This is a genomic window from Streptomyces sp. NPDC041713 (assembly GCF_055591085.1).
In genome coordinates this window covers 36,232-59,472 of sequence record NZ_JBVIZY010000011.1, presented here as the reverse complement: position 1 = coordinate 59,472, position 23,241 = coordinate 36,232, and the positions used below count along the sequence as shown (strand labels likewise).

Genomic DNA, 23,241 nt, shown 5'->3' with positions numbered 1-23,241 from the left:
CCCGGCGTTGTCACGGGGTTCGTCGCCGTCTTCGGCGGACGAGGAGCGGGCCCGTCGTGAGCCGTGTCTCACCTGCCCGGCGCGGCTTGTCTATGCAACTAGTTGCATAGAAGGATTCGGGCATGGCGCTTGAGCACGCGATCCTCGTCTCCCTGCTGGAGAAGCCGGGCTCCGGATACGAGCTGGCCCGGCGGTTCGACCGGTCCATCGGCTACTTCTGGGCCGCCACGCACCAGCAGATCTACCGTGTCCTCAAGCGCATGGAGAGCGACGGCTGGATCGGCGCCCGCGAGGTGGCGCAGCAGGACCGGCCGGACAAGAAGGAGTACTCGGTGGCCGCCCTCGGGCGGACGGTGCTCTCGCGGTGGCTGCAGGAGCCGATCGAACCCGAGAGCGTCCGGCACGAGCTCGCCGTGAAGATCCGCGGCGCCGCCTTCGACGACCCGGCCTCGCTCATCCACGAGGTGGAGCGGCACCGCACGGCACACGCCGACCGGCTCGCCCACTATCTCGCGGGGGAGCGGCGCGACTTCACCGGACCGGAGGCCCCGGCCCCGAAGTCGCCGGACGCCGGACGGGAACTCCAGCACGTCGTGCTGCGCGGCGGCATCGCGTACGAACGCATGACGCTCGACTGGCTCGACGACGTGCTCGCCACCCTGCGCCGGCTCGGCGCCGAAGGCTGAACCGGCCCACCCTCAGACCCTCCACTCCGCCCCAGCCGACCTTCGTCCCTCACCCCTCCCTCCCAACGCCCCACATCCGAAAGGCAGATGAGCATGGCCGACGCGCTGCTGTTCAACCCGCACACCTACGACCCGCAGCACTTCGACGCGGAGACGCGCAGGCTGCTGCGCGCGACCGTCGACTGGTTCGAGGCGCGCGGCAAGCGCAAGCTGATCGAGGACTACCGCACCCGCGCCTGGCTCGCGGACTTCCTCGCGTTCTCCGCCGAGGAAGGCCTCTTCGCGACCTTCCTCACCCCGGCCGCCGCCGCGGGGGAGGGGCAGGGCGACAAGCGCTGGGACACCGCCCGCATCGCCGCGCTCAACGAGATCTTCGGTTTCTACGGCCTCGACTACTGGTACGCCTGGCAGGTCACCATCCTCGGCCTCGGCCCGGTCTGGCAGAGCGACAACGAGGCGGCCCGCGCCCGCGCGGCCGAACTCCTCGACCAGGGCGAGGTGTTCGCGTTCGGCCTGTCCGAGAAGGCCCACGGCGCCGACATCTACTCCACCGACATGCTCCTCGAACCGGACGGCGACGGCGGCTTCCGGGCGACCGGCTCCAAGTACTACATCGGCAACGGCAACGCCGCGGGTCTCGTCTCCGTGTTCGGCCGCCGCACCGACGTCGAGGGCCCCGACGGCTACGTCTTCTTCGCCGCCGACAGCCGCCACGAGGCGTACCACCTGGTCAAGAACGTCGTCGACTCGTCCAAGTACGTCAGCGAGTTCCGCCTGGAGGACTACCCGGTCGGCCCGAAGGACGTCCTGCACACCGGCCGTGCCGCCTTCGACGCCGCGCTGAACACCGTCAACGTCGGCAAGTTCAACCTCTGCACCGCCTCCATCGGCATCTGCGAACACGCGATGTACGAGGCCGTCACCCACGCCACGGGCCGCATCCTCTACGGCCGGCCCGTCACCGCCTTCCCGCACGTGCGCCGCGAACTCACCGATGCCTACGTGCGTCTCGTCGGAATGAAGCTGTTCAGCGACCGCGCCGTGGACTACTTCCGCTCCGCGGGCCCCGACGACCGGCGCTACCTCCTCTTCAACCCCATGACGAAGATGAAGGTGACCACCGAGGGTGAGAAGGTCATCGACCTGATGTGGGACGTCATCGCCGCCAAGGGCTTCGAGAAGGACAACTACTTCGCGCAGGCCGCCGTCGAGATCCGCGGCCTGCCGAAGCTGGAGGGCACGGTCCACGTCAACCTCGCCCTGATCCTGAAGTTCATGGGCAACCACCTGCTGAACCCGGCCGAGTACGAGACGGTGCCGACCCGCCTCGACGCGGCCGACGACACCTTCCTCTTCGAGCAGGGCCCGGCCCGCGGCCTCGGCGCCATCCGCTTCCACGACTGGCGCACTGCCTTCGACGCCTACGCCGAGCTGCCCAACGTCGCCCGCTTCCGCGAACAGGCCGACGCCCTCTGCGAGTTCGTCACCACGGCCGCGCCCGACGAGAAGCAGAGCCGCGACCTCGACCTGCTCCTCGCCGTCGGCCAGCTGTTCGCCCTGGTGGTGCACGGTCAGCTGATCCTGGAGCAGGCCCGCCTGACCGATCTGCCCGAGGACGTCCTCGACGAGCTCTTCGCCGTCCTGGTACGGGACTTCTCCGCGCACGCCGTCGAGTTGCACGGGAAGGACTCCGCAACGGAGCAGCAGCAGGCCTGGGCGCTGGGCGCGGTACGCCGCCCGGTCATCGACGACGCCCGCTTCGCGCGCGTGTGGGAGCGGGTGGAGGCGCTGGCGGGGACGTACGAGATGGCGCCGTAATGCCACGACCGTGACCGCCGGTTGATCGTGGTGTCCTCCCGCCTCACAGCGGGGGACACCACGATCGCCGTCCCCTCCTCCTGAAGCGCCCCCTGCCGACAGGCACATCTCGCAGGCTTCCTCTGGGATGCTGAAGGCCGGACTCGACAGGGGGCAGAGGGTGTATACGGAACCTATGGCGAGAGCCGTCGTGGAGCCGGCGGTGCTCGAACTGCTGCGGCAGTACCCCCGTGGCAGGCCGTTCGCCACGACGGTCACCTTCGGCGGGGACGACTTCACCATGTGCGCGCACGTACGCGCGCAGTGGGCGGCACCCGGGCAGGCGAAGATCGCACTGGCCTGCTGGGTCGTCAACATGGACACCGCGCGCTATTTCGGCGACAACCCCCCTGCGAGGGCCGAGTCGCGACTGCCGCCGGAGGGCACCGCGGAGTGGGGCGAGGACCTGACGGGCCGGGTCATCGGCCACCTCGCAGCCCGGATGAACGCACTCGCCGCCGCCGAGCCGACCACCGACGAACACCTCACCATCACCGTGCCCGTCGTCCTGACGTAGCGCGGTCGAGCGGGTGGTCCGGGTAGCTGGCCCAACTGCCGCCAGAGGCGCGGTCGTTCAGAGAAAGCTGACGTTCTGGGCGAGGGAGAGGTGGCTCGAATAGTTGACCGTGTTCGTCGCCGAGCGCATGTACGCCCGCCACGCGTCGGACCCCGACTCGCGGCCGCCGCCGGTCTCCTTCTCGCCGCCGAACGCGCCCCCGATCTCCGCCCCCGACGTCCCGATGTTCACGTTGGCGATGCCGCAGTCGGAGCCCTCAGACGACAGGAACCGCTCGGCCTCCTGCTGGTCGCGCGTGAAGATGCTCGACGACAGACCCTGGGGCACGTCGTTGTGCAGGGCTATCGCCTCCTCGAACGTGTCGTACGTCAGGACGTACAGGAGCGGCGCGAAGGTCTCCTCGCGGACGGTGTCGCTCTGCCGGGGGACGCGCACCACGGCCGGCTCGACGTACGCGGCGTGCGGGGCGGCCGGGACCGATCGGCGGGCGCCGCCCGCGAGGAGTTCGCCGCCCTCGCCGCGCACCCGGTCGAGCGCAGCCTGCATGGCGTCCAGCGCCCGCGTGGAGATCAGCGGCCCGACCAGCGTGCCGTCGTCGAAGGGATCGCCGACGGGCAGCTTGCGGTACGCGGCCGTGAGGCGCTCGGTGAGGGTGTCGGCGATGTCGCGGTGCACGATGAGCCGCCGCAGTGTCGTGCAGCGCTGCCCCGCGGTGCCGACCGCGGCGAACACGATGCCTTGCACGGCGAGTTCGAGGTCGGCGGACGGCGCGACGACCGCCGCGTTGTTGCCGCCGAGTTCCAGCAGACAGCGGCCGAACCGGGCGGCCACGCGCGGCCCGACCTCGCGCCCCATGCGGGTCGAACCGGTGGCGCTGACCAGCGCGACGCGCGGATCGTCCACCAGCCGTTCGCCGACGGCCCGGTCGCCTAGCAGCAGCCGGTGCACGTCGCGGGGCGCCCCGACGTCCTCGGCGGCCCGGGCGAGCAGGCGGTCGCAGGCCAGGGAGATGAGCGGGGTCAGTTCCGAGGGCTTCCACACCACGGTGTCGCCGCAGACCAGAGCGACCGCGGTGTTCCACGACCAGACGGCGGCCGGGAAGTTGAACGCGGAGATGACACCGACGACGCCGAGCGGATGCCAGCTCTCCGCCAGCCGGTGCCCCGGACGTTCCGAGGCGATGGTGCGGCCGTAGAGCTGCCGGGACAGGCCCACGGCGAAGTCACAGATGTCGATCATCTCCTGCACCTCGCCGAGCGCCTCGGAGCGGATCTTGCCCGCTTCGACGCCGATCAGATCGGCCAGGTCCTCCTGGTGCTCGCGCAACAACTCACCGAGCCGCCGCACCAGTTCGCCCCGGCGCGGGGCAGGCGTGGTCCGCCAGGTGAGGAACGCGTCGCGGGCGGTGGCGAGCGCCGCCTCGGTCCCGGCCGCGTCCGGCACGGCAAGACCGAAGAGCTCCTCGCCGGTGATCGGGGTACGGGCCCGGAGCGCGTCGCCCTCGGGGAGAGCGACGCCGACACGGTCGAGTGCGGCGCGGGCACGGGTGCGCAGCGCGTCGGTGGCGGGCACGACGATGGTCATGAGACTCCCTGGACTGTGGTCATGAGACGGCCTGGGGGCGCAGGGCGCGCGGTAGTTGGGCAAGGGAGCGGTCGCGTTGCCGCTCGTACAGCGTGTAGGGGTCGAGGACGTCCCGGCCCATCGCCTCGGAGAGCCGGCAGGCGTCGTACGCACTGCCTTCCTGTCCGCTGTGCCGGGACCCCGCATCGCCAAGGTTGGACCGGAAGATGCCGGCGGCCGACCGGGGCAGGAAGTCCTCGTACACGATCGGCTCGGCCCGCAGCCAGCCCTGGTCCAGGAGCCCGCCGAGATCGGCCGGCGGGAGGCTGCCGGCCGCAGGGCGGTCGGGCACGGCGGTGTGGTCGGGCACGGCGGGGTGGTAGGTGAAGAACCCCAACCCCTGTGTCGCCAGGCCGTGTTCCGTCGCGGGCAGGTGCTCGGTCCATACGGCGCGGGCGACCTCGGAGCGTTCGGCCGCGGTCCGGCCTGCGGCCCGCTCGTCGACGAGGGCGAGCAATCGGTCGTACAGCGCGCGTCCCTCGCGGGTCAGGGCGATGCCGCGGGCCTCGACCTCGCCGAACCGCACCCGCAGCGCGCCCTGGGTCACGCTGCCGTCCGCGGCGCGCAGGGCCCGTGGCTCGGCGAGCGCCCGGAAGGACGTCTGCCGCAACAGGACGTCCGGCCCGTCCCAGCGCGGCGGCCCCTGGATGGTGTCGATCATCTCGACGCCCAGCCCGGTCATGCGCCGGTAGAGCTCGTCGATGTCCAGGACGCGCGGGGTGAGGTGGTTGATGTGGGTGCTGCGCACGCCGCCGATGTCCGCGGCCACGGCGGAGACCCGATCCAGTGCCGCGTACCAGTCCGCGTCGATGGGCTCGGTGGACAACTCGAAGGCTGACACGGCCAGTTCGAGGAAACGCTCGGCATCCGGGGCGGGCAGCTCCTGTTCCGCCTCCGCCCGGTCGGCCAGGGCAAGGAGTTCCGCCCCGAACAGCTCACGTCCGGCGAGGAACGCGGTCAGCCGCGAACGCAGCTCCGGGTCGAAGAAGCGGGCGTCCGACACGGTGAGCATGGAGGTGAAGACGCGGAACGGATTACGGGCCAACTCGTCGTCGGCGACGGGCCGGAACGCCGTCGACACCACGGGCAGCGTACTGCCGGGGGTGTCGCGCAGGTCGTAGAAGCCCACCGGGCGCATGCCGAGGGCGCCGAACACGCGCGCCACCTGCCCCAGTTCCTGCGGGGTGCCGACCCGGATGGCGCCGTGCCGCTCGGCGGTGACACGGGCGATGGCCCCGAGACGCTCGGCGTCCGCTCCCCGCGTGCGCAGCACGTCCTCGTTGACCTCGCGCGAGACGTCCACCAGCGTGGTGTACGCGGGGACTTCGCGCCCGTACATGTGCGAGAGCCGCGCGGCGAACGCGGCGCGCAGCTGCCACTGCTCGACCATCGGCACGGAGACCGTCCTTTCGGTTTGGGGCCCAACCCGCATCGCACGCCACACACCGCACGCTTTACGCCGCTCGTCTCACACCACGTGGGCCTCCGGGCGGCTCAGGGTCCCGGTGCGGAACCGGTCGGCGCCCAGTGGTGTGACGTCGACGCAGGGCGGCCTGCCCAGATACAGATCGCGCACAATCTCGCCCACCGCGGGCGCCTGGAGGAACCCGTGGCCGGAGAACCCGGTCGCGTAGAGGAAGTTGACCGGTGAGGTGCTGCGGCCGATCAGGGCGTTGTGGTCCGGAGTCACCTCGTAGAGGCCCGCCCAGCCCCCGGCGGTCGCCAGCTCCGCGAGGGCGGGCGCCCGGCGCCGCGCCACCGCCCGGAACAGGTCGAGCCACTCCGGGGTCCACGTGGTGTCGAAGCCCTCGCTCTGCGCGGGGTCGGCGAGTCCGAACAGCAGCCCGTCGTCGCTGTTGTGGAAGTACGCCGATGACGTGAAGTCGATCGTGAAGGGGATGCGCGGTGCGGTGGGCAACAGCGGCACCGTGAAGGCGAGTTGGCGGCGCAGCGGCCGCACCGGCAGCTCGACGCCGACCATGGAGCCGATCCGCGCGGACCAGGCGCCGGCCGCACAGACCACCGCCGAGCAGGCCACCGAGCCGCGGTCGGTATGGACGACGGTGACGCGGTCCCCGACGGTGTCCATGCCCACGACGGACGTGTGCGTGGCGATCACGGCACCGGCCCGCGCCGCGGCACGCGCGTACCCGCGGACGACATGTGCGGGCCGCGCGTGCCCGTCGTCGGGCGAGTACGCGGCGGCCACCAGGCCCTCGGTGCTGAGATAGGGGCAGAGGCTCCGGGCCTCGGCAGGGCCGATCATGCAGCTCGGGACGCCGAGGCTGTTCTGCGTCCGCACGCTGTCCGCGAACTCCGCGGCCTGGCCGGCGGTGGTCAGCAGGAAGAGATAGCCGACGGTCCGCAGCCCGATGTCCGCGCCGGGACGAGCAGGGAAGTCGCGGAACGCCTGCAGACTCCGCCGGCCCAACTCGATGTTGAGGGGATCGGAGAACTGCGCCCGCACACCGCCGATCGGCTTCCCCGAGCTGCCGCCGGCCAGTTCGCCGCGCTCGACGACGACGATGCGGCGTACGCCCGCCTCGGCGAGGTGAAAGGCGATGCTCGCGCCCATCACACCACCACCGATGATCACGACGTCGGCGGTGGCGGGGAGGGCGCGGTACACGCCGGTAGCGGGGGAGGGGGGCAGTGAATGCGACGAGGACGGTGACGGCGTGGGCTGCGGTGCGGGGGCCGGCGAGGCCAAGAGGCCGCTCCCTTCCAGGCGTTGGCCTGGGCTGTCAGGGCGTGACGCGGGACGCTGAACAGCTGCTGCCCGCCATGGTGCAGCACATCGCCCGTCGGCGTCCATGAGCGGTCACCGCATCCGGCCCCACCGCGTCCGGTTTCCGACCGGGCTTCTGCGGGCGACTCACATCGGGGGAGCGGCGGGCGCGGGCCCCAGCGTCGTGGTACCCGGCGCGGCCCGGTGACCGAGCCCCGTGCGGTACGCGTCCATCGCGGCCTCCACCCGCCCGGTGCGCCGCAGCAAGTCGCCGAGGAGGCGACAGAGGTCGGCCAGGTCGCCCACCGCACTGGAGCGTTCGAGGAGGGAGAGCGCGGCGCAGTAGTGCTCCTCGGCGCGTTCCGTGTCGCCGCGTTCCTCGGCGATCAGCCCGAGCAGCCGGTGCGCACCACCCGCGTGCACCGCCCCGCGCCGGGCACCGAGCGTTCCCGCACCGGTCTCATTCCCGTCGGCCTCAACCGCGCCGGCCTCTCCCGTTCCCGCCCCCTCCGTGTCGTCGGCACCCGAGGTGAGCAGCGGTCGCAGGAGGGTCTCCGCCTCGTCTATCTTGCCGCGGCGCCGCAGCACGTCGGCCAGCTCGACCTCCACCTGTTCGGTGAAGAGCGCGGCCCGCTTGGAGGCGAGAATCTCGCGGGCCGTGCGCAGTTCGTTCTCGGCGTGCTCCAAGTCGCCGTCCTGCGCGTGGACGTAGCCGCGCATCCAGTGGCAGTGCGCGAGCTCGGTACGGATGTGCAGATGGCGGTAGAGCTCCTGCGCCTTGGTGAGCGAGGCGTCAGCCTCGGCGATGCGGCCCTCGGCGATGAGCGTGCGAGCCACCCCGCGGTGCATGCCCGCGACCAGCGCCGGGTCGTCGACGCGGGGCGCCAGCGCGAGGGCCAGCTCGGCGGCGTGCGCGGCCCGGGCGTGGGCGCCCATGTCCATGTAGGGGGCGATGGACGCCGTGTAGAGGAGGAGCAGCGCCTCAGGGTCGTGCAGCCCGGCGGCGTTCAGCTCGTCGAGGGTGCTCTCCAAGAGGTAGCAGGCGTACCGGAGTTCGCCGGTGAGGAGATGGGCGGTGGCGCGGCCCCGGATGGCGGCCACGCGGCGCGGCAGCGGCTCATCGGCGAGGAGGTGTTCCGCGGCGGCGAAACGGTCGCGGGCGTCGGCGAGTTCACCGGCTTCCAGGAGGCAGTCACCGAGGCCCAGGAGCGCGGCGGCCTGCTCTTGGGGGAGCGCGTGGGTGACGGCCTCCTCGTACAGGACGCGGTAGAGCTCGGCGGCGTCCTCAGGTGCGCCGGTGGCCAGGGCGCGCCGGGCGTCGGTGAGCCGTAGGCGCAGCCCGGCGGCCAGATGCGCGGGGCGGCCGGTGGCCAGCTCCTCGTAGCCGACGCCGAGGCGCTCGGCGAGATGGCGCAGCGCGGCCTCGGAGGGCCGCACCTTGCCCGCCTCCAGGGTGGAGACGTACGCGGGCGTGTAGGCGGGCTCGGCCAACTGCCGCTGGGTGAGGCCGCGTTCACCGCGCAGCCGCAGGACGCGCCGCCCGATCTCGGCCGGGTCGTCGGGTCGTACGCCCTCGGGGGGTCCCTCCTGGGGAACGTTCTGAGCCACCGCTGCCTCTCCGTACGTACGTCACTTCGTTGACCCCACGGGCAACTTGACGCACATCCATTGCCTGGCGCCTCGGAAGCCTCTACGTTGATCCGCGCCTTAACCCCGCTTAACCCGCCATTTATATCGCGGACTTCGGAAGGACGCCCATGCCCCCCACACACCGAATACCCGGAGCGCCAGGAGCGCCAGGAGCGCCAGGAGCGCCCGGAGGACCCGGCATGCCGGGCACACCTGGCCGTGCCAGACGCAATCCGCTGCGCATCGCCCTGGCCACGAGCATCGCGCTCGCGGCGGCGGCCGTCGCCATGGGCCCCGCGGGCACCGCCACCGCCGCGGATCCGGAACCGAACGCATCGCAGCAGACCCAGCGTGTCGAGTACTTCACCGGCCCCGACACCCACCCCCGGCACACCCAAGTCGCCGTGCCCCGGGCGCTGTCCGCGAAGCAGCGCGCGAAGATCAAGGGCGACGGAGACGTCGTCCCGATCGTGCAGGCCGGGCCGACCGCCGACAAGCTCGACGTCGTCTTCATCGGCGACGGCTACACCGCCTCCCAGCAGGAGGACTTCCACGCCGACGTGCGCGCCAAGTGGGCGAAGATCTCCGCCGTCGAGCCGTACGCCTCGTACAAGAGCCTGTTCAACGTGTGGGCGGTCGACGCGGTCTCCCGGCAGTCCGGCGTATCCGGCGACCCGACGAGCGACGTCGTCAGGGACACCGCCCTAGGGTCGGCCTTCTTCTGCGACGGCATCGAACGCCTGCTGTGCGTGGACACCAACAAGGTCGAGTCGTACGCGAAGAAGGCCGCGGACCCCGACCTGGTCATCGTCCTCGGCAACTCCACCAAGTACGGCGGCGCCGGCTACAACGACATCACCTCGCCGTCCGGCTACGACGGCATCGCCACGGCCTCCTCGGACAACGCACAGTCCGACCAGGTCGCCGTCCACGAGACCGGCCACTCGCTGGGCAAGCTGGCCGACGAGTACTGGTACGACGAGTACGGCACGTACACGGGCGCCGAGCCCTGGGAGGCCAACACCAGCAAGCTGACGGCCGATGAACTCACCGCGCAGCAGAAGAAGTGGTACCGGTGGATCGGCCAGACCTCGCCGGACGGCGGCACGGTCGGCGCGTACCAGGGCGGCGGCTACTACCCGCGCGGTCTCTACCGCCCGACGGAGGACTCGATCATGCGGACGCTCGGCCGCGAGTTCAACCTGCCCGGCCGTGAGGCCATGATCGCGGGCTTCCACCGGCACGCGTCCGTGGTCACCGCGCAGACCCGCACGGACCGTGCGGTGCGGCGTGCCGACAAGGTCCGGGTGCGGGCGGCGGACGGCATCCAGCTGCGCTGGAGCGTGGACGGCCGCGAGGCCAGGAAGGCGAGAGGTGACACCACGGTGACGCCCCGCTCCCTGGGCACACCGGCCGACGGCCGCCCCCATACCCTGTCGCTCCGCGCCACGGACCCGACCAAGGCGGTCCGCGACCCGGCACTGCGCACCCTGCTGACGAACACACTGACGTGGAAGGTGCGCCGCTGACGGACTGAAGCGCGGGGCGACCCACCGGGCCGTCCCGCGCTGGGCCGCGCGGTGCTGCTGACGACTCACTCGCCGGTCTGGCCGTCGACGAGTTCGCGCGCGATGTCGAGGTGCCCGACGTGCCGGGCGTATTCCTGGAGCAGGTGGAAGAGGATCCTGCCGAGGGAGGGCGCTTGGTCGGGCGTCTTGAAGCGGCCTCCCAGGCGAGCCTTGTCGGTCAACACGGCGCCGGCGATCAGGGAGTTCGCCATGGTCACCTCTGCTTCGTAGGCGGCGATGACCTGTGCGGCGGACGTGTCAGGCGCGATCGTCCACTCCTCGGCGTCTTCGCTGCCGGGGTAGGCAACGACGTCCTGGGCGTCGAACCCCCACCGCATCCACCGGCGTTCGACCCAGCCGAGATGCTGGACCAGGCCGAGCGGCGACCAGCCCAGCGGTTCCACCGGCGCACGGAGCTGGTCGTCGGACAGGCCGGCGAGCTTTCGCATCAGGGCCTCGCGGTACCAGTCCAGATAGCCGAGGAGGAGTTCGCGGGCGTCGGAGACGTCCACGGCCGGTCCTTCGAGAGGAGTGGGAACCTTTTCCGGGGGCTGCTGCATCCCGTGAACGTAGCGCGGCCACGAAGCCGAGCGCACGCACCTCCGACGCCGAGAGGCAGACTCCAGGCAGCACTACCTCCGCAGTCCTCCCTACGCCGCGCCACCTAGGGGGCAGACACTCGCTGCCGACCCACACCCCCGCGTACGAGAGCCGCACCGCCGCACTCGCTCGACTCCCGCACGACGAGCTCGGGCGCCAGCCGAATCGCATGCCGCGCCCCGGCACCGACGCCGGCCCCCGCACCGATACCCACACCGGCCGCACCGACGCCGGCCCCCGCCCCCGAGCCCCCGCCGAGACGCCGCCCCAGCAGCCGTGCCGCCTCCGCTGCCAGCTCGGCCACCGGCTGGCGGACCGTCGTGATGCCCGGCGCGGAGAGCGCCGCCATCGGGATGTCGTCGAAACCGGTGACCGCGACCTCGCCCGGCACATCGGCGCCGAGCTGCTGCAGGCGCTGCAGCGCTCCGATCGCGATCAGGTCGTTGGCGCAGACCAGCGCGTCGGGCCGCGCGGGCCACACCTCGTCGACCGCGGCCCTGCCCCACTCCACGGAGAAGTCACCGAGGGCCACCTGCTCCGGGGCGCCGGGATCGAGCGCGCCCGCCCCCGCCGCATAGGCCGCGCGCCGCTCCGCCGCGGCCGAAGCCGTCCCGGTGGCACCGAGGAAACAGACCCGGCGGCGGCCCGTCGCCGCCAGGTGGTCGAGGACCAGAGCCATGCCCGCGGCGTTGTCGACCGCCACGGAGTCGGCGACCGCCGGCCCGCAGCCCCGGTCCATGAGGACGAGCGGGACCCGTTCCGCCGCCGCCGTCACGGCCTCCCTGCTGCGCTCCTCGTGCGCCGGAATCACCAGGAGCGCGTCGACCCGCCGACCCAGGAGGTCGGCGATGTACTCCGCCTCCGCCGCCGGGTCGTCGTCGCAGTCGGCCAGCAGCACGGCCCGCCCCTCGGCGTGCAGGGCGTGCGTCAACTCCCGTACCAGCGTGGGGTAGAAGGGGTTCGTGATCTGCGGCAGGACCAGGCCGACCGTGCCGGTCGAGCGGCTGCGCAGCGCGCGGGCGGCGTGGTTGGGACGGTATCCGAGCGCTTCGGCGGCCTCGCGCACGCGGCGGGCGGTCTCGGCGCCGACGGGGCGCGTGCCGGCCAGGACCCGGGAGACCGTGGCGACGGAGCAGCCTGAGGCCCGGGCCACATCTCTCAGCGTTACATCGGCCACGCCGCGCCCACTCTCCGATAGGTTTCGGCAAACGTTATCAGCGGCCCACCGCCGTCACCAGACCCGATTTTCCGGGCGTATTCTCCCGGTTGACCCATTTCCATGTGTGTCGGCGTACCCCGGACCGCTGTCCGTTCCGGGCGAGTTTGCCAGGGTGTGTCGTTGACCATTGACAGAATTCGCGCCGGTGCACAAAGTCTTGGGAGAACGTTTTCCCGAGCGTCGCCGCACGTGCGGCGACCGCTCAGCCGAACAAAGAGGTTCCGCGATGCCCCGAAAGATCATCCTGGACTGCGACCCCGGACATGACGACGCGATCGCCATGCTCCTGGCGCACGGCAACCCGGATGTCGAGCTGGTCGCCGTCACCACCGTGGTGGGCAACCAGACCCTGGAGAAGGTCACCCGCAACGCCCTCTCGGTGGCCCGCATCGCGAACATCACCGGCGTCCCCTTCGCCGCGGGCTGCCCCCGTCCCCTCGTACGCGACGTCGAGACCGCCCCGGACATCCACGGCGAGAGCGGCATCGACGGCCCCGTGATGCCCGAGCCGACCCTGGCCCTCGACGAGCGGCACGCCGTGGACCTCATCATCGACACGGTCATGGCGCACGAGCCCGGCGAGATCACCATCGTGCCCACCGCAGGCCTGACCAACATCGCCCTGGCCGCCCGCAAGGAGCCCCGCATCGTCGAGCGGGTCCGCGAGGTCGTGCTGATGGGCGGCGGCTACCACACGGGCAACTGGAGCCCGGTCGCCGAGTTCAACATCAAGATCGACCCCGAGGCCGCGCACATCGTCTTCAACGAGAGCTGGCCGGTCACCATGGTCGGCCTGGACCTCACTCACCAGGCCCTCGCCACCCCCGAGGTCGTCGAGCGCATCGGCAAGGTCGGCACCGCCCCCGCCCTCTTCGTCAACGAGCTCCTCGACTTCTTCGGCGCCATGTACCTGGAGGCCCAGGGCTTCGACGCCCCGCCCGTCCACGACCCGTGCGCCGTCGCCTACGTCATCGACCCCGGCGTCATGACGGTCCGCAAGGCCCCCGTGGACATCGAGCTCACCGGTACCCTCACGCTCGGCATGACCGTGACGGACCTGCGCGCCATCGCCCCCGAGGACTGCCACACCCAGGTCGCCGTCGACCTGGACCACCAGCGCTTCTGGGACCTCGTCGTGGACGCGCTCGAGCGGATCGGCGACGTGCGCGCATGAACGCCTCCCTCACCGAACCCGCCGCCGCGCCCGGCGGCCCCCGCGCCTCCCGACCGGTGCGCATCGGGGTCCTGGTCGCCGCGCTCCTCGCGGCCTGCTTCGCCTTCCAGCTCAACGCGAGCATGCTCAGCCCCGCCCTGAAGAACATCGAGGACTCCCTCGGGGCGACCTCCGCCGAGGTCGGCCTGACCCAGACCGCGTTCTTCACCTCGGCCGCGCTCTTCTCGCTCTTCCTGCCGCGCCTCGGCGACCTCGTCGGCCGCCGCAAGGTGCTCGCCGGGATGCTGGCGCTCATGGTGGTCGGCTGCGTGGTCGCCGCCCTCGCCGAGAGCGTGCCGATGCTCTTCGCGGGCCGCGTCATCCAGGGCGTCTCGGGACCCACCGTGCCGCTCTGCCTCATCATGCTCCGCAACGAGGTCCACGAGCCGAAGAAGTACGGCACCCTGCTCGGCGTCATCACCGCCGTCAACGGCGGCATCGCCGGTCTCGACTCCCTCGCGGGCGGCTTCCTGTCCGACCACTACGGCTTCGGGGCGGTGTTCTGGGCGATGGCCGGCGTGGCCGCGATCGCCGCGCTCCTCGTCGCCACCCTCACCCCCGAGTCCAAGGCCGCCGGCGCCACCGACACCCGCATGGACTGGCCCGGAGTCACCCTCCTGGTCATCTCCGTCGGCGCGGCCCTGATCGCCCTCAATGAGGCGGGCAAGCTCGGCGCCGCGAACTGGATCCTCGTCGTCGCCCTGTTCGTCGTCACGGCCATCGCCTTCGCCCTGTTCTGGCGAACCGAGGACCGCAGCAGCCACCCCCTGGTCGCCACCCGGCACCTGCGCCGGCGCTCCACCTGGGCGCTGCTGCTCACCACGGTCCTCACCATGACCGGCGTCTTCGCCGTGATGAACGGCATGATCCCCGCCTTCGCCCAGGACGCCCAGGCAGGCTTCGGCATGGGCGCCGAGCAGTCCGCCTGGTGGACCCTGACGCCGTACGCCCTCGCGGGCCTGGCCATGGGACCGCTCGCCGGACGCCTCGCCGCCACGTACGGCTACGGCCGCATCCTGCGCCTCGGGCTCATCGGCTCGGCGGTGACGGTCGCCCTGATGCTGTTCACGCTGCACGCCGACTCGCGGCTGCTGCTCCTGCTCGCCTCGGTCCTCATCGGCGTCACCTACGCGGGCGTGGGCAACATCGTCCTCAACGGCCTCGGCATCGTGCTCTCCCCGAAGGAGAACCCGGGCTTCCTGCCGGGGCTGAACGCGGGCGCCTTCAACCTGGGCGCCGGGCTCAGCTTCGCCGTCCTGTACGCCGTGCAGACCGCGGCGGAACCTGCGGACAAGACCTCGCCCGCCGGATACACGGCAGGCATGATCGCCGGAGTCGTCCTCATCGCGGCGGCCTTCGCGACGTCCTTCCTCATCCCCAAGCCGGTGGAGGCGGAAGCCACGGAGTGAGCGTGCGCGCCGGCCGCCGGGCGGCCGGTCAGGCGTGCACCCTCGGCAGCCCGGTCACGGCCATCACCAGCGAGTAGAGCGAGGTGGTGGCCGTGATGAAGAGCCGGTTGTTCTTCGGCCCGCCGAAGGCGATGTTGGACACCGGCTCGGGCACCCGCAGCCGCCCGATGAGGGTGCCGTCGGGGTCGTAGCAGTGCACGCCTCCCTCGATGGCGGCGGCCCACAACCGGTCGCCGTCGTCGAAGCGGATGTTGTCGAACCGGCTGACGCCGTCCTTCGCCTCGGCGAAGACCTTCCCGTCGGACAGCGTGCCGTCCTCGCGCACGTCGAAGACCCGGATGCAGCCGCCCCGCGTGTCGGACACGTACAACTGCCGTTCGTCCGGCGAGAAGACGAGGCCGTTCGGCGCCCCGAAGCCGTCCGCGACCAGCCGCACCTCGCCGGTGGACGGATCGATCCGGTACACGTTGAGGCCGTCGATCTCGGGCTCGGCGCGGAAACCCTCGTAGTCGCTGGTGATCCCGAAGTCCGGGTCCGAGAACCACACCGAGCCGTCGGAGCGGACGACCGCGTCGTTCGGGCTGTTCAGCCGCTTGCCGTCGTACCGGTCGGCGAGCACGGTGATCCGGCCGTCGGGTTCGGTGCGGGTGACCCGGCGATTGCCCTGCTCACAGCTGATCAGCCGGCCCTCGCGGTCGATCGTGTTGCCGTTGACGTGCCCGGCGGGGGAGCGGAAGACCGTGACGCCGCCGGTCGTCTCGTCCCAGCGCAGCAGCCGGTCGTTCGGGATGTCGCTCCAGATCAGCTGACGCCAGGCGGGCAGGTACAGCGGCCCCTCGGCCCACCGGCAGTCCCCGTACAGCTTCTCGAGCCGGTCGTCCCCGTTCGCGCACCGCCCGGTTCGGAACCGCTCGTCCAGGATCTCGTACGGAGAGGTGCTGTCGTTGCCGGACATGGCTGCCCCTTGTGGGTGTTCGTGTGAATGTCGTTCGGTCGATCATGACTATGCCAGAACGCTGTATGGTTGCGCCATGGTGAATGTGGATGACGTGGACCGCCGGCTGATCGCCCTCCTCCAGGAGGACGCGACCATCTCGTACGCCGCACTCGGCAAGGGCGCCGGTCTCTCCGCGGGCGCCGCCCACGAGCGGGTGCGCAAGCTCCGCGAGCGGGGGGTCATCCGGCGCACCACCGTCGAGGTGGACCCCGCGGCGCTCGACCGAGGGGTGCTGGCCTTCGTGATGGTCGACTCGACGGCGTGGATGGGGGAGTCCGCGGACGCGTTCGCGGCCATCCCCGAGATACAGGAGGCGCACGTCATCGCCGGCAGCGCCTCGATCCTGGTCAAGGTCCGCACCGGGACGACCGCCCAACTCCAGGACGTGCTGCGGCGGTTGTACGCGATCGAGGGGGTCAGCGGCACGCACGCCACGGTCTCCCTCGAGACGTTCTTCGAGCGCCCGGTGTCACCTCTTCCCGGGTGATCCGCGTTCCACGGCACGAAAAGCGTCTTCACGCGGCCTTATCGGGCCGACGCACCCGATAGCGGAGGTGCGTGACGTCGCGGTCCTCGAGTCGACGGACGAGGTCGAGCTCGATGTGGTCGCCGCCCAGGTGGTCGAAGAGCCGCCGGCCCTCGCCGAGGAGGACCGGAACGAGGTGGATCTCCATCTCGTCCATCTGCCCGGCCCGGAGCAGCGCTTGGGCCGCCCCCGCTCCATGGACCATGACGGCCCGGCCCCCTGCGGCAGCGCGAGCCTGCCGGGCACACTCCTCGACATCGGTCACGAAACGCGCGTGGCCGGGGGGTACGTCCGCGTCGTCCACCCGGTGGGTGAGGACGAAGATCGGCACGCCGTCGTGGTGATCCCCCTGCCAGCGCCCGGCGAGTTCGAACGTCCGACGGCCGGAGATCACCGCGCCGGTCGCCAGCGCCTCGCGGTAGATCTGGCCGCTCGGGCCGTCGGACTCCCGGTCGTCGAGCCAGTTGAAGAGGCGTCCCCCATCGCGTCCCAGTTCCTGCCCCGGTCGATCGTCAGGGCCGGCGATGTAGCCGTCGAGCGACATCGACATGTACAGCCGGATCGGGTGGTCCATCCTGGCCTCCGTCTCTCCTCCATGGCGCCGACGTCCGGCGCGCGTCCCTTCACCCGCGGAGAGGGTGAGCCTGCCCATCACCCGCGGAGTGGCTGGTCCTGCCGACCAGGAAGACTCCGGCCGACCGGCAAAATCATCGGGACCGGCCACCGACGAGCCGCCCCCCACGCCGACATGGTCCAGGTGGGCCAATCCGATAGCTCCCGGGGGTGCCCGGGCGGGCGAGAAGGGGCGACTGGTTCCAGCGTGAGCGGAGTACGGGCCGCTCGACGTTGGGAACCGGTGCCATGACCCGCTCTCGCAGCACACGCTCCGCCCTCTTCGTAGCCATGGTGACGGCGGTGACCGCGGGTTGCACCACGACGCAGGCCACCGAGCGCACGGCGGCGCGGTCGGACGTGCCGGCCTCGTTCAGCGAGCTGGCAGCCGACGTGCAGCACGACATCGCCGTCGCCTGGCCGCACATGGCCCAGGTGTGGCCGGGTGCCGATTTCTCCGGGCACAACCTGCTGCTCACGGACGGGACGACCACCTACGCGATGGACCGCGACGGCCGGAGAAAGGTGTCGGCCGAAGACCTCGCACGGGCGAAGGTCGAGGTTCCGGCCGAGGACGCCTTCGACGTCGTCACCTGGGACGACAAGCCGTCACTGATCATCCACGTGCCCAAGGATCTCGGCGCGAGCCAGCAACCGGACCCCACGGGCCTGACGGCGCCGCAGCCCGGCAACACCTTCGCCCTGGCGAGCCACGAGCAGTTCCATCCGTATGTGCAGAGCAAGCCTCAGGAGTGGAAGTCGCTGAAGATCCTCGACGAACGGTCGGGGGGCGACCGTACGGAGTCGTACCCACTGCAGACCGGTCCCCGCGTCGACCGGTCCATGGTCTACAACTCGCTGCTCAAGGGCCTGCGGAATCCCGACGAGGCAGCCGAGCGCCTGTCCGAAGCGGCGTGGTGGGACGCCAGGTGGCGCAGGGACTACCCCGACGGCGCCGACGGGCAGCAGGCCACGGACCTCCTGGAGGGCACGGCCAAGTACTTCGAGCAGTACACGCTCGGCATGACACAGGTCGACGACGCCACCGACGCCGGACAGGTGCGCGAGCACCTCGCGAAGGTGCTGAAGCCCATGACGGTGGCCTCCAAGGGCGTGGAACCCTACGCGATCGGGACGGTCGCCCTGCTGAACGCCGACGCCCAGGGCAAGGACGGCGTCCCCCTGAAAGGCACCGAGCTGACGCTCGACGGGGGCGGGCTCACCGGCCGGCTGAGCGTGAGGAAGGCGACCGAGGACGGCCAGCACTTCCTCTACGCCCGGTAAGGCCGGGGGAGCCGATGCTGGAGCCGCTACTTGGCGGTCTGAAGGGCTTCCTGCCAGACCGGGCTGTCCACGTAGTGGTTGTCGTACAGCTCCGAGGAGTTCTTGATCTCCTCGAAGCCGGCCTCCCCGCGCATCACCCGGCCGAGCAGGCGCAGGTAGTCGAAGCGAGGCATGCCCGGGCTGAAGACGAACAGCACGTCCGCCTCCCGGCCCGGGGCCGCGGCGAAGGCGTGCGGAGTGTGCGGCGGCACCAGCAGGAAGTCACCCTTCTCCAGGACCTTCACCTCGTCGTCGACCAACACCTGGAGGGCGCCGTCGACGACGAAGAACATCTCCGACGCCCTGGTGTGGAAATGCGCCGGAGCGCCGACCGCGCCCTTGGCGAAGGTGGAGCGGTAACTGGTGAGCTCGCTGCCGTCACTGCCGTGGTCCGCGAGCAGGGTCATCACGCTGCTCAGGTCCGCGGTGGTCTCGGCGGTGGCGGCGCGGGTGAGGACGGCCTTGGGCGCGGTCTGCTCGTTCATCACGGGTTCTTCCTCAGCTGTGCGGCTCCGGGCATTCCCGGCTCCTTGTGAGCACAACTCTATGGAGCCAATAGACCTGTGATGAGGTGCATTTGGGGGCGTTGTTCCTGGGTCAATTCAGCAGCCCGAGGTCCAAGTGTGGGAGCTGCCCTTGTCGTTGGCGCCGCCGTTGTAGCCGACCTCCTGGCCGGGGGCCAGGCACAGGGTGACCCTGCCCGTGAGCTCGCGTCCGTCGTAGACCTTGACGTGGTCCTTGACGCCGGGGCCGGAGACCCCGTGATTGGCCCAGGAGGAGTCCTGGTTGGACATGTCGCCCTCCCACCAGCGGTCGTCGCCCGAGTGCTCGATCTTCATGCCGTCGAAGTTCGCGTGGGTCCAGACGCAGAAGTAGCCGCGTCGGCAGTCGGCCGCCTGCGAGGCGGCGGCGGTGGCCAGGACCGCGGCGGTGGAGAGGACGGCGGTGGCGAGCAGAACGGTGAGGCGCTGCATCGAGGGGTGTCTCCTTGCGGTCAGGGGTGGTTGAGCACGGTGGTCGCTTCGGCGAGTGCACGGCTGCGCATGCGCTCCCAGTCCGCGATGTCGGCGCGGTGCCGCTCGCGGACCTCGCGCAGGGTGCGATGGGTGTGGTCGGCCTCGGGTTTGAGGTTGTTGACGATGACCGACACGCGGAACCAGCGGCGCTGATCGCCGTAGAGCTGTCGCTGGGCGGCGCCGAGGCATCCGTCGGTGTGAGCGCGTACGGCATACCCGGTGGGCAGGGTGAGGGACAGTTCCGCAGGGCCGGTGCCGAACAAGGCGGCGGCGATCCGCCGCTCATCTGCCGGGGGCGAGCTTCGCCCGGGACGGGGCGGGGTGATGCCCCGGTGCGTGAGACAGGCGTCCGTGAGCACCTGGGTGGCCGCCTTGATGACCTCGTCCGGTGGCGGTGCCGGTGCCGGTGCCGGCTCGGGCGTGGCGGACGAGCAGCCGGTCAACGGCAAGCAGAGGAGGGGGAGCAGGAGGGCCGCCCGGCGTGGTCCCGCCTTCCTGGAGGCGGGGGCCACGGGCTCGCCCCTCGGGTCCGTCTGCTGGCGCTTCACCTGCGGTGAACGGTGAGAAGGCGGCGCAGGGCACGGCGTATGGCCCGGGATCACCCGTGAGCGTGTCGGGCGTCGAGCTCAGAAAAGATCAAAGACCCCGGCTGGACGGGGGAGACCAGCCGGGGCCGTGAAAGGTGGCACGCGGAGGGCGGTCGCCTCTCGGCGAAAGGCTCCATGGGGCTTCAGCCGAACGATCGTCCCCATGGGCTATAGGTGAGGCCCGGGGACACTGTCCCCTCCGCAGCCACACCTCAAAGAACGACGCCCAGTCCCGGGTTGTTCCGGACCGACCGCCGCATACGGGGTGACCTATGACACACCGGGCAATCGGCGGCCTGCCGCCCCTCTGCCAGAATCGCCCCATGGCTGACCACGACACGGATCACGGGCACCTGGCGGATCAGGGGTACCTGCTGGACAACCGGCAATCTGAGGCGGGAATCCGGTTCGAGGCGCTCAGCGAGCTGTTCGACCCGGTCACCTTCCGGCACATCGACGGGCTCGGCCTCACCGCGGGCATGCGGTGCTGGGAGATCGGCGCCGGCGGCCCGTCCGTACCCCTCGGACTGGCCGAGCGCGTCGGACCCACCGGAGCCGTGGTCGCCACCGACATCGACGTGTCCTGGACCCGCGGCATCGCGGGCGGCGCGATCGAGGTGCTGCGCCACGACGTGGCCGCCGACCCGCCGCCGCCCGGCGGCTTCGACCTCATCCACGCCCGGCTTGTCCTGGTCCACGTGGCCGACCGCGCCGAGGCGCTGCGCAGGATGGTTCAGGCGCTGCGCCCGGGCGGCCGGCTGCTCCTCGAGGACGCCGACCCGGGGCTGCAGCCCCTGCTGTGCCCGGACGAGTCGGGCCCCGAGCAGCGGCTCGCCAATCGGCTGCGGTCCGGCTTCCGCGCGTTGATGGCGGCGCGCGGCGCGGATCTCGCGTACGGGCGGACCCTGCCCCGACTGCTGCGCGAGGCCGGTCTGGACGGCGTGCAGGCCGACGCGTACTTCCCGATCACGTCGCCGGCCTGTGTCGTCCTGGAGGCCGCGACCGTACGACAGATTCGCAGGCTGCTCGTGGCCGAGGGCCTGGCCACCGACGAGGAGATCGGCCGCCACCTGGCGAACGTGGCCACCGGGACGCTCGACCTCGCCACCGCGCCGATGATCTCTGCGTGGGGCCGCAAGCCGTAACGGCGGGGGCACCGGGGCGGTGGCATAAGGGAGCCATGGTGGAGGGGACTCGTGGAGGGGAACCTGTGGTGGAGGCTGAAGGGGAGAGCGGCATGGCGGCGGAAGCCGATGACATCGTCCTGAGCAAGCAGGACCTCCGCGAGGTCACGGCCTTCGCCGCGGCGTGTGCGGAGGCCGTCCTCGACGTATTCGAGGCAGACCGACCGGACGACCCGCGCCCGCGGGACGCGATCGACGCGGCGCGGGCGTTCGCCCGGGGCGGCGAGCGCGGGAAGGCCTTGCGCGACACGGCGTGGGCCGCGCTCAAGGCCGCCAACGACACGGACACGCCGGCCGCACGCGAGGCGGCCCGGGCGGCGATGGCCGCCGCAGGTGCGGCCTACCTGCACCCCCTGGCCAAGGCCACGCAGGTCAAGCACATCCTCGGCGCCGGGGCACACGCGGCCAGAGCGGCCGAACTGGTCGCCGGGGACGACCGGAACGTCGGTGCCGAACACGCGCAGCAAACGGTACGGCGGGCGACCGTCGCCGTGGTCGACGTGCTCGCACGGTTTCCGCTGGCGCCGGGCGGCGGGGGCCGGGTCGGCGAACTGATCCGCATGCTGGACGCGGACCTCCGCGAACGCGGTTCCCTGCGCGACGCCCGCGCCCCTTCGTGACCGTCCGCACCTCCGCCACCGATGACTTTTCGTCTCCGCGGGAGTCGTCCCCATGACGACATGACGACTTCACGACACCTCACGATCGGAAGGCCGGCCGCCCGATGAACGCTCTGCGCGACACCCTGCAGCACTACGTGGACAACGGCACGGTGCCGGGCGCCCTCGGCCTGTTGAGCACCGGCGACGATGTCGACGTGGTCACGGTCGGCTCGGTGGACGTGGCGGGCACCGCCCCGATGGCCAGGGACTCGATCTTCCGCATCGCGTCCATCACCAAACCGATCGCCGCCGCGGCCGTCCTGATGCTGGTGGAAGAGGGGCGGCTCGACCTCGACGCCCCGATCGGGACATGGCTGCCGGAGCTGGCGAAGCCGGACGTGGTGCGCACCCCCGACTCCCCGGTCGAGGACGTCGTCCCGGCGGCCCGGCCGATCACGGTCGAGGACCTGCTCACCTCGCGCACCGGCTGGGGCTTCCCCTCCGACTTCGGGCTCCCGGCGGTGCAGGCCCTGTTCACCGTGCAGAAGGACGGACGCGCCCTGCAGGAGTGGCCGGACCAGGACACCTGGCTGCGGCGGCTCGCCGAGGTGCCGATGCTGCACCAGCCGGGCGCGGCCTGGTTGTACGGGACGTCGTCCGACCTGCAGGGCATTCTGGTCGCCCGCGCCTCGGGCCGCTCGTTCGCCGACTTCCTCGCGGAGCGCGTCTTCGAGCCGCTCGGCATGACGGACACGGCCTTCGACGTACCGGTGGCGAAGCGGCACCGGTTCACCTCCTTCTACACCCCGGCTCCGGAGGGCGGCCTGCGACTGGCGGACGGGCCGGCGGGGGAGTGGAGCAGCGTCCCCCGCTTCCAGTCGGGCGGCGGAGGCCTCGCCTCCACGGCCGACGACTACCTGGCCTTCGCCCGCATGCTGCTGAACGGCGGCGAGAGCGAAGGCCGGCGCCTGCTCACCCCCGCCTCGGTCGCCCGCATGACGACCAATTACCTCACGACCGAACAGCGGGAGAAGGCCACCCTCTTCCTGGAGGGCCAGGGGTGGGGCTACGGGGGTCAGGTCGACGTCACCTCGGCCGATCCCTGGAGCGTTCCGGGCCGTTACGGCTGGGTGGGCGGCACCGGGACGACCGCGTACATCGTCCCGTCCAGGGGCACGGCCGCGATCCTGCTGACGCAGGTGGGCATGGAGAGCCCCACGCCGACACCGCTGATGCGGGCCTTCTGGAGGAGGGCGGAGGAGCTCCAGGTCGGCTGATGGCTGATACCGGAGTTGAGTGCCGCTGGCCGCTGGCCGCTGGCCGCTGACCGCCAGCCGCCGACCGC

22 protein-coding genes are annotated in these 23,241 nt (G+C 71.5%); 11 read left to right on the top strand and 11 right to left on the bottom strand.

What is annotated here, in order from left to right:
• Nucleotides 1–122 precede the first annotated feature (122 nt).
• The 3 genes from ACZ6CV_RS28750 to ACZ6CV_RS28740 all read left to right on the top strand — a co-directional run bounded on the left by ACZ6CV_RS28750 (nucleotide 123) and on the right by ACZ6CV_RS28740 (nucleotide 3,060).
• Nucleotides 123–686, top strand: coding sequence for a PadR family transcriptional regulator (locus ACZ6CV_RS28750; RefSeq protein ID WP_469253640.1), 564 nt, complete (start codon nucleotides 123–125; stop codon nucleotides 684–686).
• Nucleotides 687–779: 93 nt separating this feature from the next.
• Nucleotides 780–2,504 (top strand): acyl-CoA dehydrogenase family protein, encoded by a 1,725-nt coding sequence (locus ACZ6CV_RS28745; RefSeq protein WP_469253944.1) that lies wholly within the window; start codon nucleotides 780–782, stop codon nucleotides 2,502–2,504.
• Nucleotides 2,505–2,679: 175 nt separating this feature from the next.
• The gene (locus tag ACZ6CV_RS28740; RefSeq protein ID WP_469253638.1) at nucleotides 2,680–3,060 is read left to right on the top strand and encodes a hypothetical protein; all 381 of its coding nucleotides are present in this window, start codon (nucleotides 2,680–2,682) and stop codon (nucleotides 3,058–3,060) included.
• A gap of 57 nt (nucleotides 3,061–3,117) precedes the next feature.
• On the opposite strand, the gene amaB is transcribed toward ACZ6CV_RS28740, so the two are convergent.
• The 4 genes from amaB to ACZ6CV_RS28720 all read right to left on the bottom strand — a co-directional run bounded on the left by amaB (nucleotide 3,118) and on the right by ACZ6CV_RS28720 (nucleotide 9,019).
• Entirely contained in the window at nucleotides 3,118–4,644 is a 1,527-nt protein-coding gene (gene amaB, locus ACZ6CV_RS28735) for an L-piperidine-6-carboxylate dehydrogenase (protein WP_469253637.1), read from the bottom strand.
• A 19-nt stretch (nucleotides 4,645–4,663) separates the two neighbouring features.
• Nucleotides 4,664–6,073: a 2-oxoadipate dioxygenase/decarboxylase gene (hglS, locus tag ACZ6CV_RS28730; RefSeq protein ID WP_469253943.1), complete on the bottom strand. Its 1,410-nt coding sequence runs from the start codon at nucleotides 6,071–6,073 to the stop codon at nucleotides 4,664–4,666.
• A gap of 78 nt (nucleotides 6,074–6,151) precedes the next feature.
• A complete protein-coding gene (locus ACZ6CV_RS28725; RefSeq protein ID WP_469253635.1) occupies nucleotides 6,152–7,312 on the bottom strand; it encodes an NAD(P)/FAD-dependent oxidoreductase in 1,161 nt (386 codons plus the stop codon).
• Nucleotides 7,313–7,558: 246 nt separating this feature from the next.
• Nucleotides 7,559–9,019, bottom strand: coding sequence for a helix-turn-helix domain-containing protein (locus ACZ6CV_RS28720; protein ID WP_469253633.1), 1,461 nt, complete (start codon nucleotides 9,017–9,019; stop codon nucleotides 7,559–7,561).
• Between the two features lie 425 nt (nucleotides 9,020–9,444).
• Here ACZ6CV_RS28720 and ACZ6CV_RS28715 point away from each other — a divergent pair, with 425 nt between their 5' ends.
• Entirely contained in the window at nucleotides 9,445–10,569 is a 1,125-nt protein-coding gene (locus tag ACZ6CV_RS28715) for a M64 family metallopeptidase (protein ID WP_469253631.1), read from the top strand.
• Nucleotides 10,570–10,634: 65 nt separating this feature from the next.
• Here ACZ6CV_RS28715 and ACZ6CV_RS28710 read toward each other — a convergent pair whose 3' ends face one another.
• The gene (locus ACZ6CV_RS28710; RefSeq protein ID WP_469253629.1) at nucleotides 10,635–11,168 is read right to left on the bottom strand and encodes a DinB family protein; all 534 of its coding nucleotides are present in this window, start codon (nucleotides 11,166–11,168) and stop codon (nucleotides 10,635–10,637) included.
• Between the two features lie 104 nt (nucleotides 11,169–11,272).
• Nucleotides 11,273–12,361 (bottom strand): LacI family DNA-binding transcriptional regulator, encoded by a 1,089-nt coding sequence (locus ACZ6CV_RS28705; protein WP_469253628.1) that lies wholly within the window; start codon nucleotides 12,359–12,361, stop codon nucleotides 11,273–11,275.
• 292 nt (nucleotides 12,362–12,653) lie between these two features.
• On the opposite strand from ACZ6CV_RS28705, the gene uriH reads away from it, so the two are divergent.
• Nucleotides 12,654–13,601 carry a uridine-preferring nucleoside hydrolase UriH gene (uriH, locus tag ACZ6CV_RS28700; RefSeq protein ID WP_362362567.1) on the top strand — a complete coding sequence of 316 codons (948 nt, stop codon included), beginning with the start codon at nucleotides 12,654–12,656 and terminating at the stop codon, nucleotides 13,599–13,601.
• Nucleotides 13,598–15,049: a uridine transporter UriT gene (gene uriT, locus ACZ6CV_RS28695; RefSeq protein ID WP_469253625.1), complete on the top strand. Its 1,452-nt coding sequence runs from the start codon at nucleotides 13,598–13,600 to the stop codon at nucleotides 15,047–15,049. Before uriH ends, uriT begins: the two co-directional genes overlap by 4 nt.
• A 28-nt stretch (nucleotides 15,050–15,077) precedes the next feature.
• On the opposite strand, the gene ACZ6CV_RS28690 is transcribed toward uriT, so the two are convergent.
• Nucleotides 15,078–16,004, bottom strand: coding sequence for an SMP-30/gluconolactonase/LRE family protein (locus ACZ6CV_RS28690; protein ID WP_469253624.1), 927 nt, complete (start codon nucleotides 16,002–16,004; stop codon nucleotides 15,078–15,080).
• Between the two features lie 85 nt (nucleotides 16,005–16,089).
• On the opposite strand from ACZ6CV_RS28690, the gene ACZ6CV_RS28685 reads away from it, so the two are divergent.
• Nucleotides 16,090–16,533 carry an Lrp/AsnC family transcriptional regulator gene (locus tag ACZ6CV_RS28685; protein ID WP_362362938.1) on the top strand — a complete coding sequence of 148 codons (444 nt, stop codon included), beginning with the start codon at nucleotides 16,090–16,092 and terminating at the stop codon, nucleotides 16,531–16,533.
• Nucleotides 16,534–16,561: 28 nt separating this feature from the next.
• Here the strand turns inward: ACZ6CV_RS28685 and ACZ6CV_RS28680 are convergent, their stop codons facing one another.
• The gene (locus ACZ6CV_RS28680; RefSeq protein WP_469253622.1) at nucleotides 16,562–17,146 is read right to left on the bottom strand and encodes a dihydrofolate reductase family protein; all 585 of its coding nucleotides are present in this window, start codon (nucleotides 17,144–17,146) and stop codon (nucleotides 16,562–16,564) included.
• 287 nt (nucleotides 17,147–17,433) lie between these two features.
• On the opposite strand from ACZ6CV_RS28680, the gene ACZ6CV_RS28675 reads away from it, so the two are divergent.
• The gene (locus ACZ6CV_RS28675; protein WP_469253620.1) at nucleotides 17,434–18,468 is read left to right on the top strand and encodes a hypothetical protein; all 1,035 of its coding nucleotides are present in this window, start codon (nucleotides 17,434–17,436) and stop codon (nucleotides 18,466–18,468) included.
• A gap of 26 nt (nucleotides 18,469–18,494) precedes the next feature.
• Here ACZ6CV_RS28675 and ACZ6CV_RS28670 read toward each other — a convergent pair whose 3' ends face one another.
• The 3 genes from ACZ6CV_RS28670 to ACZ6CV_RS28660 all read right to left on the bottom strand — a co-directional run bounded on the left by ACZ6CV_RS28670 (nucleotide 18,495) and on the right by ACZ6CV_RS28660 (nucleotide 20,035).
• Nucleotides 18,495–18,992 carry a cupin domain-containing protein gene (locus ACZ6CV_RS28670; RefSeq protein ID WP_469253618.1) on the bottom strand — a complete coding sequence of 166 codons (498 nt, stop codon included), beginning with the start codon at nucleotides 18,990–18,992 and terminating at the stop codon, nucleotides 18,495–18,497.
• 117 nt (nucleotides 18,993–19,109) lie between these two features.
• Nucleotides 19,110–19,481: a peptidase inhibitor family I36 protein gene (locus ACZ6CV_RS28665; RefSeq protein ID WP_469253616.1), complete on the bottom strand. Its 372-nt coding sequence runs from the start codon at nucleotides 19,479–19,481 to the stop codon at nucleotides 19,110–19,112.
• 20 nt (nucleotides 19,482–19,501) lie between these two features.
• Complete coding sequence (locus ACZ6CV_RS28660; RefSeq protein WP_469253614.1) at nucleotides 19,502–20,035, bottom strand: hypothetical protein; 534 nt, start codon at nucleotides 20,033–20,035, stop codon at nucleotides 19,502–19,504.
• Between the two features lie 398 nt (nucleotides 20,036–20,433).
• On the opposite strand from ACZ6CV_RS28660, the gene ACZ6CV_RS28655 reads away from it, so the two are divergent.
• From ACZ6CV_RS28655 to ACZ6CV_RS28645, 3 genes are all read left to right on the top strand, one after another.
• Nucleotides 20,434–21,255, top strand: coding sequence for a class I SAM-dependent methyltransferase (locus ACZ6CV_RS28655; RefSeq protein ID WP_469253613.1), 822 nt, complete (start codon nucleotides 20,434–20,436; stop codon nucleotides 21,253–21,255).
• Nucleotides 21,256–21,347: 92 nt separating this feature from the next.
• Nucleotides 21,348–21,914 (top strand): putative immunity protein, encoded by a 567-nt coding sequence (locus tag ACZ6CV_RS28650; RefSeq protein WP_469253611.1) that lies wholly within the window; start codon nucleotides 21,348–21,350, stop codon nucleotides 21,912–21,914.
• Nucleotides 21,915–22,018: 104 nt separating this feature from the next.
• On the top strand, nucleotides 22,019–23,173 hold the full coding sequence (locus ACZ6CV_RS28645) for a serine hydrolase domain-containing protein (protein ID WP_469253609.1): 1,155 nt from the start codon (nucleotides 22,019–22,021) through the stop codon (nucleotides 23,171–23,173).
• Nucleotides 23,174–23,241 lie beyond the last annotated feature (68 nt).

Excerpts from the sequence above, each read along its gene's own strand:
- ACZ6CV_RS28750 (WP_469253640.1), top strand. The coding sequence starts at position 123 with ATGGCGCTTGAGCACGCGATCCTCGTCTCCCTGCTGGAGAAGCCGGGC.
- ACZ6CV_RS28745 (WP_469253944.1), top strand. The coding sequence starts at position 780 with ATGGCCGACGCGCTGCTGTTCAACCCGCACACCTACGACCCGCAGCAC.
- ACZ6CV_RS28740 (WP_469253638.1), top strand. The coding sequence starts at position 2,680 with ATGGCGAGAGCCGTCGTGGAGCCGGCGGTGCTCGAACTGCTGCGGCAG.
- amaB (WP_469253637.1), bottom strand. The coding sequence starts at position 4,644 with ATGACCATCGTCGTGCCCGCCACCGACGCGCTGCGCACCCGTGCCCGC.
- hglS (WP_469253943.1), bottom strand. The coding sequence starts at position 6,073 with ATGGTCGAGCAGTGGCAGCTGCGCGCCGCGTTCGCCGCGCGGCTCTCG.
- ACZ6CV_RS28710 (WP_469253629.1), bottom strand. The coding sequence starts at position 11,168 with ATGCAGCAGCCCCCGGAAAAGGTTCCCACTCCTCTCGAAGGACCGGCC.
- uriH (WP_362362567.1), top strand. The coding sequence starts at position 12,654 with ATGCCCCGAAAGATCATCCTGGACTGCGACCCCGGACATGACGACGCG.
- uriT (WP_469253625.1), top strand. The coding sequence starts at position 13,598 with ATGAACGCCTCCCTCACCGAACCCGCCGCCGCGCCCGGCGGCCCCCGC.
- ACZ6CV_RS28690 (WP_469253624.1), bottom strand. The coding sequence starts at position 16,004 with ATGTCCGGCAACGACAGCACCTCTCCGTACGAGATCCTGGACGAGCGG.
- ACZ6CV_RS28680 (WP_469253622.1), bottom strand. The coding sequence starts at position 17,146 with ATGGACCACCCGATCCGGCTGTACATGTCGATGTCGCTCGACGGCTAC.
- ACZ6CV_RS28675 (WP_469253620.1), top strand. The coding sequence starts at position 17,434 with ATGACCCGCTCTCGCAGCACACGCTCCGCCCTCTTCGTAGCCATGGTG.
- ACZ6CV_RS28670 (WP_469253618.1), bottom strand. The coding sequence starts at position 18,992 with ATGAACGAGCAGACCGCGCCCAAGGCCGTCCTCACCCGCGCCGCCACC.
- ACZ6CV_RS28665 (WP_469253616.1), bottom strand. The coding sequence starts at position 19,481 with ATGCAGCGCCTCACCGTTCTGCTCGCCACCGCCGTCCTCTCCACCGCC.
- ACZ6CV_RS28655 (WP_469253613.1), top strand. The coding sequence starts at position 20,434 with ATGGCTGACCACGACACGGATCACGGGCACCTGGCGGATCAGGGGTAC.
- ACZ6CV_RS28650 (WP_469253611.1), top strand. The coding sequence starts at position 21,348 with ATGGCGGCGGAAGCCGATGACATCGTCCTGAGCAAGCAGGACCTCCGC.
- ACZ6CV_RS28645 (WP_469253609.1), top strand. The coding sequence starts at position 22,019 with ATGAACGCTCTGCGCGACACCCTGCAGCACTACGTGGACAACGGCACG.